The following is a 12,926-nucleotide window of genomic DNA, read 5'->3' as shown; positions in this document are numbered from 1 at the left end:
TTAACTTGGTCAAAACCGATCCTATGACAGTATATATCAATATTCAGGTTGTGCAAACGTTTTACCAATAGTAGAGTTTCCAATAAGATGTAACAATAAAGCGCTTACGAAGTTACATATAATGAAGCGAAATATCCCGAATGCCTGAAAGGAGTTTTAATTCTATGTCTCGTTCTTCATCAGTTATGCCAACAACCCGTTTGGTGCATGCCTTAGCAATCACTGGCCTGGCTGCGGTGCTGCTGGCCGGTTGCAGCAGTACTGCGCGCACAGGCGGAAATCAAGCTGCCGGTGTCTCATCCGCACAACCTTCCTCCCCCGTTCACAGTACAGAACCGGAATCAGGGACAGGAATACAGAACAACGGCGCTGGGCAACCTGCCGCTAATCCGAATGCAGCTGTAGACGAGCAGCCTTCCACCGTATTTTATGAAATCTTCGTCCGCTCCTTCTACGATTCTGACGGGGATGGTATCGGTGATCTGCAGGGGATCACGGAGAAACTGGATTATTTAAATGACGGCGACCCGGGGACCCATGAGGATCTGGGTGTAGGAGGAATATGGCTGATGCCGGTTAACCCCTCGCCCAGCTATCACGGTTATGATGTAACCGATTACCGGAGTATTAATCCGGACTATGGAACGCTCGAAGATATGCAGACACTGATCAAGGAGGCACATAAACGGGGCATCAAGGTAATTATGGATCTGGTGGTGAACCATACGTCCAAGGCTCATCCCTGGTTTGTGGATTCAGCCAGGAATCTAGGCAGCCAATACCGCAGCTGGTATATCTGGGCAGAAGATCAGAACCGCCCGGTCAGTGGAACCAGTGCTGCCGGCAGCGGCAGTCCGTGGCATGCTCTGCGGGGAAGCCATTATATGGGGACTTTCTGGGAGGGAATGCCGGATCTCAACTTCGATAATCCTGAGGTCCGCCGAGAAATGAAGAGCATCGGTACCTACTGGCTGGAACAAGGCGTCGACGGGTTCCGTCTGGATGCTGCAAAGCATATTTATGAGGATCTTCTTTCGGACAAAAGCACTGCGACAACAGCCAAGAATGTAGCCTGGTGGCAGGAATTCCGCACAGCCATGAACGGGGTGAATCCGCAGGCTTATATCGTAGGTGAGGTCTGGGAGAATTCCGCTGTGTCCGTAGGGGCCTATCTAGATCAGGCCTTCAATTCCGGATTTAACTTCGGGCTTGCTGAAACGCTGGTCCATTCGGCTCAAACGGAGAAAGACAGCGGAGCCGCGTTCACCCTGGAACGGACCTACAAGCTGTATTCGCAACTCTCAGGCGGTGCTTTCACAGATGCGATTTTCCTGACCAATCATGATCAGAACAGGGTCATGAGCCAGCTTGAGAATCAGCCAGATCATGCCGCAATGGCGGCAGCCATGCTGCTGACCCTGCCGGGTAATCCATTTATCTATTATGGGGAAGAGATCGGACTGCTGGGTGTGAAGCCGGATGAAGGCATCCGCGAGCCCATGAAATGGACGCCGGACGGACTGGATACAGGTCAGACTTCGTGGGAGCCGGGCAGCAATAACGCTGCGAATCCCGGGGCCGATGTAGAGAGCCAGCAATCGCGCATGGGTTCACTTTTGGTGCGCTACCGCGAGCTTATTCAGCTGCGGGAAGAGGTGCCGGCCCTGCGAGACGGGGACATACGTGATTACCCTTCCGGGAACGGGGGAATTATGGCTTATGAACGGATAACCGCCAGGCAGCAGGTCCTTGTTATTCATAACTTAACGGGATCGGCACAGACGATGCAGCTTCATAGCGGAACTGGAGGCATTATATACGCTGGTATCCTCCGGACAGTTGGAGGCAAGGCTGCACTCGGCAGCGGCGGACTCACACTTCCTGCTTACACAACAGTTATTCTGGAGTAAAAATCGGAGTAGAATGCATGACCCACTCATAAAAGGCGCAGCACAGCTCCGCCTTCGTGAGCGGAGCGGCGATCAGATAGTCCCGCGCTGGCTCGGAGCTCATCCGAAGGAGCCAGCCGCCAGCAGCGTTCTCAAAATATGAAGCCTGCTGAAGGCTCCAGCCGCTGCCAGTTCGGGAGCATAACCGCAGTTCTCCGGTCATTTCCGGGCCTAACATAACCTTGGCCAGTTCAGTTGAACTGGCCAAATCACCTGTCTCCTCCCCCAGGTACTCAGCCAGCATACACAAACTGCAGGACCCTGCTTGTTGTTTAATCTCCTCATACCTGCTTCTAGACAGGAAGAGTGCAGGAACAGACACCATGCGGGTCTCTGCATATTCAAAGCAGTTAAAAAGATAATAACAGGCGCGCTTCATCTCACTTGGCTCCTTCAATTCATAACCGAAGGGGTCTTCTTCCAGTATACCGGTAACAACTATTTTATCTTTATGTATTTGCATGCATACATCCTGCGAAGTTTCGCCTTCCAAATACTTCACCCTGCAAATCCCTACTGCGCCAGAGACTGTCTGCAGGATATCCGCCACCACTTTCCGCTCTGTTTCACCGGGGAACAGAAACTGTGCTAAACAGATTACATCTTGAGTTTTCACATCCATATATCCTTCCCTATTCCCATAAATCTGAAATTTATTGTCAATGAGTGGCTTTCAAATAACGGTAAAACTATAAAACTTGCAATCTTTATGTTATCATAAGCTAATTTTAAGGTAAAATTAAGAAATGCAGGGTAAGATCAATACCATGAAATACTTTTAGCGAGGTGATTTCAAAATGAGAATGCTCATCACATTTCAGAACAAGCTTGTACCAGTATATTTCACAACAGAAAACAAACAGCCTACCCAAAAAGTACTTCGACTGCTTAACAGCACACTGGAGCTCAAAATTCAAAAGGGGAAAAACGCCCTGCAGAAATGTTTGAATTCTCTGATCAGTATCGAAATTAAAGGCTCAGAAGCTATATTGCACAGTTATAGTGAAAATGATTCACTGGCTTTATCCCTCTATTAATAGAGGGATATTTTTTTGCCTGAAAATGTACTTGATGCAGATCCGGTGAAAACCATACAAAAAAGCACACGCCTGCATCCAGGAATGTGCCCTCTCTACATAATGCTCTGTATGATCAGTGAATGCTCTGCCTCAGCCAATCCTGAGTTTCCGTTTCTCTTCTTTCTCAGCCTTTTGAATCCGCAGCTTGAACAACTTCACCAGGTTGCGCCGGGTATGCTCTTCGTGACAGTTGTCCAATTTCTTAATAATAAACCGGTCAATGGACATGTCAATCGCTCCTTTGGAATGGGATCGGAATCCTGTTGTAGAGAGAGGAAATCATTTCCTTGTCTCCTTGTAACACCTATATAACCGGGTCCCGGATGGCTTAAACCAGCCAATATCGCTGCTGCAAACAGCTGCGAAATTAGTCTTACTACATATTGACGGTTCTTCTGTGAATGGATTCCTGGATCAGGAGATATGGTATCTGTGCAAAAAAAAGCCTGTTTGTGTCGGCAAAATAAAAATATTATCCGACGGATATTTACAAACAATTTATTAAATGCTATATTATCTATAGTTAATATTAAATATATATTTAAGGAGAAATCATAATGTCTAATGTCCTGTTTATCAAAGCAAATAACCGCCCAGCCGAGCAATCTGTAAGTGTTCAGCTCTATAATGAGTTCCTGGCGAGCTACAAAGAATCCCATCCGCAGGATGAAGTTACTGAATTGGATTTGTTCGCTGAACAACTTCCATACTACGATAATACGCTGATTACAGGCGTATACAAAGCAGCACAAGGCTTCGAAGCAACTCCTGAAGAAGCTGCCGGCGCCGCTCTAGTTAAGAAATATCTGGACCAGTTCCTGGCCGCTGATAAAGTGGTATTCGCCTTCCCGCTCTGGAACATGACTGTTCCGGCTGTACTGCACACTTACATCGATTACCTGAACCAGGCCGGCACCACCTTCAAATATACTGCTGAAGGTCCTGTAGGATTGCTGACAGGCAAAAAAGCAGCTGTACTGAACGCCAGAGGCGGCGTGTACTCCGAAGGCCCGGCAGCAAGTGCTGAAATGGCTGTTAACTTCATCATGGGTAACCTGAACTTCTGGGGCTTCAAGGAAACTACACAAGTTATCGTTGAAGGACACAACCAGAACCCGCAGAAATCCGCTGAAATTATCGCTACCGGTCTGCAATTGGCAAAAACTGCAGCTGTATCGTTCTAATCCGCCAGCGCTAAAAGTCCGGTTTCACCTTTAGAACCCCGCACTTTTATCAGGCATCTGCCATAACATCAACCGGACTTTTATTTATATATAGATCCGTCGGTGCATCCTCCGGGACACCCGCCGGACCCTACAGGAAGAGGCCCTGCAGCTGTTACGTCAGCTGCAGGGCCTCTTTTGTGCTCCGGAAAGGCTTAATACTCTTCCAATACCCGCTGCCAGCTGCTGCCTTTGGCACGCGGAGGTGTACTTTTGGAGGAGGCAGCTACGGTTTTGCGCTTCTGCTTCACTTCCTTGCTGTTCTGGAACTGCAGTTCCTTCTGCGTCTTGCGGTAATTGAGCAGCCGTTTCTCATCCAGTGCACCGCTTGCTACTGCCTCAAGCACCGCGCAGCCTTCCTCCCGAATATGGCGGCAGTCACTGAAGCGGCAGTCTGCCGCGAGCGAGCTGATGTCACCGAAGGCCAGATCCAGGCCTCCCTCATCTTCCCACAGCTGCAGCTCACGCATCCCCGGCGTATCCACAATGATGCCGCCATCCGGCAGGACAAACAGCTCACGGTGTGTGGTCGTATGCCGCCCGCGGCTGTCCCCTTCACGGATATCCTGGGTAAGCTGCAGATTCTGTCCGCTGAGCCAGTTGACCATCGTTGATTTGCCGCAGCCGGAGGAACCGGTCAGGGCTACGGTCTGACCGCGGCCGATATAAGGCAGCAGTTCCTCCCGCCCATCGCCGAGCAGTGCGCTGACCGCATGTACAGCTACCCCGGGAGCCGCCCGCTGCATCTCGGCAATTTTATCCGCCGCGTCCGAACAGAGATCTGCCTTGGTCAGCAGAATCACCGGATTTGCCCCGCTGTTCCAGGCCATAATCAGATAACGCTCCATCCGCCGTACATTGAAATCATCGTTCAAGGCGCTGACCAGGAACAGGGTATCGACGTTGGAGGCAACGATTTGTTCCTCTTGCGTCACCCCTGCCACCTTGCGCGAAATTACGCTGCGGCGGGGCAGGATGCCATGAATCACAGCATGCTCCCCGCCGTCCTGCATGGCCAGAACCACCCAATCACCAACCGCCGGATAATCACCGGACCCGGTCAAGGTATGTCTGAGCTTGCCGGATAACTCTCCCCAGATCTCTCCTGTGCTTGCGATAACCCGGTACTTGCTGCCGAAATCACCGACAATACGGCCCGGCTCAAGTATCCTGGCCTCGAGCTGCTGCAGCTTCTCTGTCCACTTATTTTTCCATTCATCGTTCCAGCCATACTGTTCTATATTCATACAAATCCTCCTGGTTATTGCTTCGTATTAAGCTTTAAATATTTCCTTTTTTGAGATTTAGGATCAGCCGCCACTGCGGTGGATATTTGGGCTTTCGGCCGCTGTTAGGTTTGGATTTCATGATTTATCACCGAGTTCACGGTGGAAATCCAAACCTAAAGGCGAACGCTACCGCTCCTCCAGCCCAAAATCCCCCTCCGCCACTCCTTCTCTTTTCTCAAATATTCAATTCTAAACCAATAGCTTCACTAGCCTGCTTAATCATTCAAGTGTATTTCCGGGAATCAGTAACCCATCCAATCCTTTTAGCACAGCACATCATTTACTGCGTGCAGCATATAATGGCTGCTGTTTCAACAAAAAAACCGCCGGAACCCAAAGGTTCCGGCGGCGGAATCGAACAAAAAGCTGAAGTACTCCCCACGTAAGGAGAACTGACTCAGATTTCTGGGCGTGCCACAGACCAGGATATATTCAAGCGCATGAATATACACCTGGCAATGCACGCAAAAAAGCCGCCGGAACCGATACGGTTCCCGGCGGCTCTAAAAGGCATCTTAGAGCTTACCCGCTAAGCTGGGAATCTTATTCCACAGCCGCTGTTCCCGGAAGACACGTATCCACAACAGTTGCAACTGATCCTGATAACACGGTATAAACTGTCATTTGACATCGTCTCCTTCCGAACTAATATGCTGTTATGATAAACGCGCTGCCAGCTGTTTGTCAACAGGCTCTCTTGAATTTTTTAACAAATTCGAATTAAATAATGCCTTCAAGCTCATTCAGCTCATGAATAGTGGCCACCGGCTGCACGTTCAGCGACTCATCCCAGGCATGGTTACGCTTCAGCCAGATGGTATCCATTCCGGCCCGGACTGCCCCCCAGATATCATTCACCGGATGGTCCCCTATGAACAGGGTCCGGTCTGCCGTTGAACCTAGACGTTCCAAGGCCAGCCGGTAAATCTGAGGGTCCGGTTTGCTGATTCCGACTTCTCCAGAAATAACGATGGTACGGAAATAGCGGCGCAGACCGAGCAGATCGATTTTGCTATATTGAATATCCCTGCTGCCATTCGTTACCAGTCCCAGCGGATAGCCGCGGCCTTGGCAATATTCCAGTGTCGCCACCGCATGCTTCATGATTGCCCCGTGGTGAATATATGTTTCGTCGTAGTATTTCCGGATGTCCTCTGCCGACCGCACAGTCTGCCAAGGGAGAACTTCGCTTAGTTCTGCAAAAAAGCCATCCTTATCACGGTAACCGTCAGCATCTCTGATAATCATATCTTCAACCACCTGCGCGGCCTCTTCCCCTTCCAGATGCCCGAGGAAATCCTGTACAAATTTCATACTGAAGCTGCGGAAGGTCTGATCACGGTCCATCAGCGTATTGTCGAGGTCAAACAGTAAAGCTTGTACTTCCTTCATTCTTTCGTTCCCCTTATTTCATCAATTTCTATGATCCAACATCAGAAATTCATTGTACTATGCACCGGGGAACAAAGAAAAGACCATTCTGTTAAGAAGAACAACCGCTTCTTCCACAGGATGGCCTCTATTTTCAGATTCAGGTCCGGAACGCCTAAGATTCAAAATGCTCTGCGCGATGCGTAAGCATCATTTCCTCTTCCGTAATGTAAAGCGGGAATGGCGGCGTTTCCTTGAGATAACGTTCCGTGGAGAGCAGCCGGTAATGAACTTCTGGCAGCCAGGCATCTTCTAGCAGCGGGAGCTTGCCCGTATCACTGATATAGTTGTCTACAGCCGACTGCACCATATCGAGATAATACGGTACCAGCTTGTCAGCTTCCTCAAAGATTTCAAAGGTTTCGCGGGACATATAGAACTTCTGTTGCGGGACCCCGCCCAAATATCGTTTAAGCCGATTAAGATCAATACTTTTATCGTCCATAATCAGAGCAGTGCGGTTAATCGGCGCAGGCATATCTTCTTCAAATTGCCTAACAGCCTGCTTGACTTGCGGCAAGGTAACGGTGAGATGAACAGACGGCATATTTTTTTTGGCGCGTTTGAATATCATACTGAAAGTCTCCTTTCGAAGTTTATGTCAGATAACGCTTACAATTCCATTTTATTCGTTATTCAAACATTTAATCAGCAGATTCGAACTTGTCACACAAAATCCCCATTTATTAGATCATTATTTGACATTTTCCCAGTGAGTCCACAACTCGGGCGGATTCAGCTCATACTTCTCGTTCTCCCGGTACATGAATTGATGCATAATGAACTCCCGGCGGATCGTCGCATAATCCTCGTGAAACGGCTTAATGAATTCATTGATCTCTTTTTCGGAATAGACTACACCCGGCTCCAGCTTCTCCACCATATACTGTAGGGCGATCAGCTTCTTCTTATACTGTGCGGGAATCTGCCGTAGGCGTCCGTCCTTCGCAAAAAAATTACGCAGCACCGATTCCTTCAGACTGCTCTCCGGCGACGCTTCCTCCATCTCTTCCACCCCCTTGGCAAAAATAAATTTCAGCGAGGCCTCTGAGCCTGCCTGAATAAACTCAGGATTCAGCTTGAAATATACCGTATTCTTATCTCTTCTCTCCAAGATCAGCGCAGCTTCGCGCAGTTTGGCGGCATGATGGGTTACGGTGGGCTGTGACAGGTTCAGCTTCTCGGCCAGCGCATGTCCGTGAACCTCGCCTTTGGACAAAAGCAGCAGAATCCGCAGCCGGGTCGGATCGGATAACGCTTTATGGTAAGCAACAATTTTATCTAACTGCATCGGAACACGCTCCTATAGACATTTGAACATTCATAAACCCTATTTTATAAAAATAAATACTGTTATCTGCTGCATTGTGTTTAGATATATATCTAATTATATACCTTTTTCAATGATTGAGCAATGCTTTTGTTACTGGAAACACCGGGGAATGGCATAAATCTAAAATATAAGGTACCATTTACTGAAAAGAATACTTACCCGAAAGGATGCAGCTATTATGAAAGACGTTATTATTATCGGTGCGGGTCCCTGCGGACTGTCTGCAGCTATAGAATGCCAGCGCCAGGGGCTCTCCAGCCTGATCATTGAGAAGAACTTCATCGTCCATTCTATTTATTTATATCCGACGAATATGCAGTTCTTCAGTACAACCCCGCTGCTTGAAATCGGAGATGTGCCCTTCACCTCCCCAAACGACAAGCCGTACCGCCATGAAGCCCTGGTCTATTACCGCCGCGCAGCCGCGCAGCATGACCTCGACATCGCCGCCTATGAGGAGGCACTGTCCGTTCTGCCGCAGGAGGATGGCAGCTTCATCGTACATACACGCAACAAGCGCGGAGAAGAGCAGCACCATAACGCCGCGAATGTAGTCATTTCAACCGGTTATTTCGACCAGCCGAATATGATCGGGATTCCCGGGGAAGAGCTATCCAAAGTAACCCATTATTTCGGTGAAGCCCATCCATATTCCGGCATGAAGGTTGCCGTCATCGGGGGAAGCAACTCAGCGGTTGATGCCGCTCTGGAGCTCATCCGGGTCGGTGCCAAGGTGGATATGGTCTACCGCGGAAGCAGTATTTCGGAGAATATTAAGCCATGGGTGCGTCCGATTTTTGAGAGCATGGTCCAGAAAGGGAACATTGCGCTCCATCTGGAGTCACGGGTAACGGAAATCACCCCGTCTTCTGCAGTAGTCACGGCTAGCAGCGGGGAGACCCGCATCCTGGATAATGACTTCGTCCTTGCCATGACCGGCTTCCGTCCGAGCAGAACCCTATTATCCTCGGCAGGTGTGCTGATGGATGATTCCCTGGATAAACCTGACTTCAATCCTTCTACGATGGAGAGCAATATTCCCGGTATCTATGTCGCAGGCGTTATCGCGTCCGGACGGAATGCCAATGAGGTATTCATCGAGAGCGGTCGCGGGCACGGCAAACTGATTGCCGATCATATAATGAGCAAAAGGCTTTCTTAGAGAAGGAGTGCTTCTAAGCTATGGATATGACCTCGTTACTGCTGCTGGGTCTGGCCGCACTGGGGATTATCAGCAGCAATTCTCCGGTCACGATTGCCATGGTCGTTCTGCTGCTGATACGGGTGCTGGGCCTGCAGCAGGCTTTTCCCTGGCTGGAGAAATACGGGCTTACCGTCGGCATCATCATCCTCACCATCGGAGTGATGACACCGCTGGCCAGCGGTAAAATCTCGCTGCAGACGATCGGCCAATCGTTCCTGCACTGGAAATCGCTGGCCGCAATCGGCATCGGGATTCTCGTCGCCTATCTCGGCGGTCGCGGCGCGGTGCTTATGGGCAGCCAGCCGACGATTGTGGCCGGGCTGCTGATTGGCACCGTCATCGGCGTCGCTTTTTTCAAAGGCGTGCCGGTTGGTCCGCTGATTGCCGCCGGTATCCTGTCGCTGCTGATTGGACGGATCTGAACCCAGCCACAAATGAAACAGGCTGCATCTTCACCTAATCGGGTGGAGTATGCAGCCTGTTTGTTGTCCTGCCTAATAAGTTGCGCTCTGCTGTCGCTTGGGGACCCTGCTAACCATCCAGCCGCTGGACATTGAACAGGCGTGCATAGCTGCCCTCCAGCACCATCAGCTGTTCATGGGTTCCGCGTTCAGTAACGGCCCCGTTCTCCAGCACAACTATCAGATCGGCATAGGTTATGGTAGACAGTCTGTGAGCCACAATCAGTGTGGTCCGTTCTGAGGAAAGGGCCTGCAGCGACTGCTGAATCAGATGCTCTGATTCAAGATCCAGCGCTGAGGTGGCTTCGTCCAGAATCAGCACTTTGGGGTCCTTCAGGAATACGCGCGCTATCGCCACTCTCTGCTTCTGGCCTCCGGACAGCTTCACTCCGCGCTCTCCTACCTCCGTATCATAGCCTTCCGGCAGCTGCATGATGAAATCATGGGCATTAGCCGACACCGCCGCTGCAATGACCTCCTGCTCCCCTGCCTGCGGATTACCGAACAGAATATTATCCCGCACGGAGCCGCTGAACAGGAAGTTATCCTGCAGCACCATGCCCACTGCCTTGCGCAGACTCTCTTGTGTCAGCCCTCTGATATCCTGCCCGTCCATCCGCAGGCTGCCTTCACTGATATCGTAGAACCGCGGAATCAGGCTGATCAGCGAGGACTTGCCGCCCCCGCTCATCCCGACAAAAGCCACCGTCTGCCCCGGAGCAATACGCAGATTAATATCGCGTAGAACCCACTCATTCTCATCGTTATACTTGAACCATACCTCGCTGAATTCAATCTCTCCTGCGGGTGCCAGCAGCGGCTTCGCCCCTGGGGCGTCTACGATATCATAAGGCTCGTTCATCAGCTCCATCACCCGCTCCAGCGAAGCAGAAGCCTGGGTCAGCACAGTCGAGGAATTAATCAGCCGGCGGAGCGGTGCATACATGCGGTCCAGGTATCCGAAGAAGGCTACGAAGGTTCCCAGAGTCAGATTACCCTGGATCACCTGGTACCCCCCATATCCAATGACGAGGAGCGGCGCGATATCCGTCAAGGTGTTGATAATCGCGAAGGTAAAAGCGTTCCAGCGCGTTTGCGCCATCGCTTTTTCCAGAAATCTGCCGTTAATATCCTTGAACTGCTGCTGATCCACCCGTTCCATAGTGAAGCTGCGGATCACCGCAATCCCCTGAATCCGTTCATGCAAGTAGCCCTGAATAACTGCAAGCGCCTGGGACCTGTCCTTGGTAAGCAGCTTGAGCCGCTTATACAGGGTGTTCACGGCAATGCCGTACAGCGGCAGAATCGCAATCGAGACCAGCGCCAGCACCGGATTCAGGTAGAACATGAACCCGAGTGCAAAGAGCAGCGTGAACATGTCCAGCCAGACATTCATCATTCCGACCTCAACGAGATTCTTCGACTGCTCCACATCGTTAATAAATCTGGAGATTGCCTCGCCCACTTTGGTATTCTGGTAATAACGCAGCGACAGGCGCTGCATATGTCCATACAGCTTATTGCGCATATCGAAGAGGATCTTGCTTGTAATCAGCTGGGCAAAATACTGGCGGTAATACTCTACCGGACCTCTGATAATCACGAACAGCACAAATGCGCCGCTGAGCACGATCATCAGCTTGGACACCCGTTCAGCAATGGTTAACGCAGGATTGCCCAGCAGATCATCTACTACATACTTCAAAATCATCGGCAGCGTCAGCGGAATACTGAATTTGATCATCCCGATAATTAATGTGAGCACAATCCATTTCATGTAAGGCCGTACGAAGGTATAATAAGATTTCCATTGTTTCACAGCCTCTTACGCCCTTTCCCGTTAATTGGTTTACCCGGACACTGTTGACATTTGCGCTCCGCAGTGTTTTTATAATTTTATTAGTTACGATCGCAGTACCTGAAATCCAGGAGGATAATGATGCCCAGACAATTTGTGACGGAAGCCGTCATGATGGCGATTTACGGCCAGCTTCTCGCACCGCGGAGCCCTGTAGAATATATAGTGCCTTACACTACAATTATGGAATTGTACGAACTACGGGACAGTGATGAGCCGGTGATGAGCCACGCTGACGATGACCAGCATGTGAAGCTGAGAATCCGCGAGCTGATCAACTATTTCGAGGAACCGCTTAATTCCAAGAAGATCAACCGCTGCCTTAATGTCCCGTGGGCCAAAAGCTCCGGCATTCTGCTCGGAGGTCAGGCGCAGATTACTATCATCAACAGCTTGGACAACGCTTCCTACGGAGAAACCTTTGATCCGATCGAGACGGAACTGCTCCTGGCCTCCCAGCGTGAACAGGTACCGATTCTCACCGACCAATTCGAGCTGATTCAGCGTATCATCGAAGGCGGAGTGCCGGTACAGGTGTTTGATATTGATGATTTCGAGTTCGCGATGGAAGAAGAAACATTCCGCAGTTCTCATTGATGCTGCAGCAGATGATGTAGGCGGAATGCCTATCCGCTAATGCGTTCTCACGTAAAATCCCTTGCCTCATGGCAAGGGATTTTTACATCTTTCACCGTAATGGGGCCTGCACCATTCCTTACTTCCGGGTTATTCCTTTACCCCTCCGGCGAACGGCACAGACTCATACTTATACTCGATATCATCCTCAGCCTCCGAATAGACAATCGACAGGCTATACCCCTCCATGTACCACAGATCCTGCTCTTCCATATAGAAAATAAGGCTTCCCTGCTCGAACTGAACAGCGGGACGGCCCGGCGGTTCTGTAGCAATTCCCAGCGAGAATCCGGGATGCAGTCCGCCTCCTGAGCTATACCGGGGAAATATACGGACATACGCTCCATTCTGGAGGCTCAGCTCTCTCTTGAACCAGGCGGCAGCTTCCGGACTAATTAACATGTTCATCTCTCCACTCCTCCCGCATAAGTTTATTTTATCATACAGCTTATTCGCAATTTGT

The 12,926-nt window shown here is 50.2% G+C and carries 14 protein-coding genes; 6 read left to right on the top strand and 8 right to left on the bottom strand.

All coding sequences use genetic code 11. The features are described 5' to 3' along the window. Positions 1-164: 164 nt before the first annotated feature. On the top strand, positions 165-1,910 hold the full coding sequence (locus tag MKZ24_RS19420) for an alpha-amylase family glycosyl hydrolase (RefSeq protein WP_340785606.1): 1,746 nt from the start codon (positions 165-167) through the stop codon (positions 1,908-1,910). On the opposite strand, the gene MKZ24_RS19415 is transcribed toward MKZ24_RS19420, so the two are convergent. After that, positions 1,897-2,565: a hypothetical protein gene (locus tag MKZ24_RS19415; RefSeq protein WP_340785604.1), complete on the bottom strand. Its 669-nt coding sequence runs from the start codon at positions 2,563-2,565 to the stop codon at positions 1,897-1,899. The genes MKZ24_RS19420 and MKZ24_RS19415 overlap by 14 nt on opposite strands. A gap of 181 nt (positions 2,566-2,746) precedes the next feature. On the opposite strand from MKZ24_RS19415, the gene MKZ24_RS19410 reads away from it, so the two are divergent. Continuing rightward, positions 2,747-2,986 (top strand): hypothetical protein, encoded by a 240-nt coding sequence (locus tag MKZ24_RS19410; RefSeq protein WP_039310083.1) that lies wholly within the window; start codon positions 2,747-2,749, stop codon positions 2,984-2,986. A gap of 132 nt (positions 2,987-3,118) precedes the next feature. Here the strand turns inward: MKZ24_RS19410 and MKZ24_RS19405 are convergent, their stop codons facing one another. Continuing rightward, positions 3,119-3,256 (bottom strand): hypothetical protein, encoded by a 138-nt coding sequence (locus tag MKZ24_RS19405; protein ID WP_340785601.1) that lies wholly within the window; start codon positions 3,254-3,256, stop codon positions 3,119-3,121. Positions 3,257-3,585: 329 nt separating this feature from the next. Here MKZ24_RS19405 and MKZ24_RS19400 point away from each other — a divergent pair, with 329 nt between their 5' ends. Then, positions 3,586-4,212: an FMN-dependent NADH-azoreductase gene (locus tag MKZ24_RS19400; protein ID WP_042236940.1), complete on the top strand. Its 627-nt coding sequence runs from the start codon at positions 3,586-3,588 to the stop codon at positions 4,210-4,212. A 194-nt stretch (positions 4,213-4,406) separates the two neighbouring features. Here the strand turns inward: MKZ24_RS19400 and rsgA are convergent, their stop codons facing one another. The 4 genes from rsgA to MKZ24_RS19380 form a co-directional block, all read right to left on the bottom strand. Continuing rightward, positions 4,407-5,498: a ribosome small subunit-dependent GTPase A gene (rsgA, locus tag MKZ24_RS19395; protein WP_042236941.1), complete on the bottom strand. Its 1,092-nt coding sequence runs from the start codon at positions 5,496-5,498 to the stop codon at positions 4,407-4,409. Positions 5,499-6,260: 762 nt separating this feature from the next. Beyond that, positions 6,261-6,932: an HAD family hydrolase gene (locus tag MKZ24_RS19390; protein ID WP_042236943.1), complete on the bottom strand. Its 672-nt coding sequence runs from the start codon at positions 6,930-6,932 to the stop codon at positions 6,261-6,263. Between the two features lie 154 nt (positions 6,933-7,086). Next, positions 7,087-7,545, bottom strand: coding sequence for a DUF3939 domain-containing protein (locus tag MKZ24_RS19385; protein ID WP_042236946.1), 459 nt, complete (start codon positions 7,543-7,545; stop codon positions 7,087-7,089). Positions 7,546-7,665: 120 nt separating this feature from the next. Further along, a complete protein-coding gene (locus MKZ24_RS19380; protein ID WP_042236947.1) occupies positions 7,666-8,262 on the bottom strand; it encodes a DUF2087 domain-containing protein in 597 nt (198 codons plus the stop codon). 220 nt (positions 8,263-8,482) lie between these two features. On the opposite strand from MKZ24_RS19380, the gene MKZ24_RS19375 reads away from it, so the two are divergent. Next, positions 8,483-9,466: a YpdA family putative bacillithiol disulfide reductase gene (locus MKZ24_RS19375; protein WP_042236949.1), complete on the top strand. Its 984-nt coding sequence runs from the start codon at positions 8,483-8,485 to the stop codon at positions 9,464-9,466. Between the two features lie 20 nt (positions 9,467-9,486). Then, complete coding sequence (locus MKZ24_RS19370; RefSeq protein ID WP_042236951.1) at positions 9,487-9,930, top strand: DUF441 domain-containing protein; 444 nt, start codon at positions 9,487-9,489, stop codon at positions 9,928-9,930. A gap of 109 nt (positions 9,931-10,039) precedes the next feature. On the opposite strand, the gene MKZ24_RS19365 is transcribed toward MKZ24_RS19370, so the two are convergent. Further along, on the bottom strand, positions 10,040-11,788 hold the full coding sequence (locus MKZ24_RS19365; protein ID WP_340785594.1) for an ABC transporter ATP-binding protein: 1,749 nt from the start codon (positions 11,786-11,788) through the stop codon (positions 10,040-10,042). Positions 11,789-11,908: 120 nt separating this feature from the next. Between MKZ24_RS19365 and MKZ24_RS19360 the strand changes: the two genes are divergently transcribed. Next, positions 11,909-12,424, top strand: a complete 516-nt coding sequence (locus tag MKZ24_RS19360) for a hypothetical protein (protein ID WP_042236954.1) — start codon at positions 11,909-11,911, stop codon at positions 12,422-12,424. A gap of 129 nt (positions 12,425-12,553) precedes the next feature. Here MKZ24_RS19360 and MKZ24_RS19355 read toward each other — a convergent pair whose 3' ends face one another. Continuing rightward, positions 12,554-12,871 (bottom strand): HesB/YadR/YfhF family protein, encoded by a 318-nt coding sequence (locus MKZ24_RS19355; RefSeq protein WP_340785591.1) that lies wholly within the window; start codon positions 12,869-12,871, stop codon positions 12,554-12,556. Positions 12,872-12,926: the final 55 nt, after the last annotated feature.

The sequence above is a fragment of the Paenibacillus sp. FSL R7-0297 genome (genome assembly GCF_038009025.1).
GTDB lineage: Bacteria > Bacillota > Bacilli > Paenibacillales > Paenibacillaceae > Paenibacillus_AQ.
The sequence above is the reverse complement of the archived record's forward strand: the minus strand, read 5'-3'. Positions and strand labels throughout refer to the sequence as shown.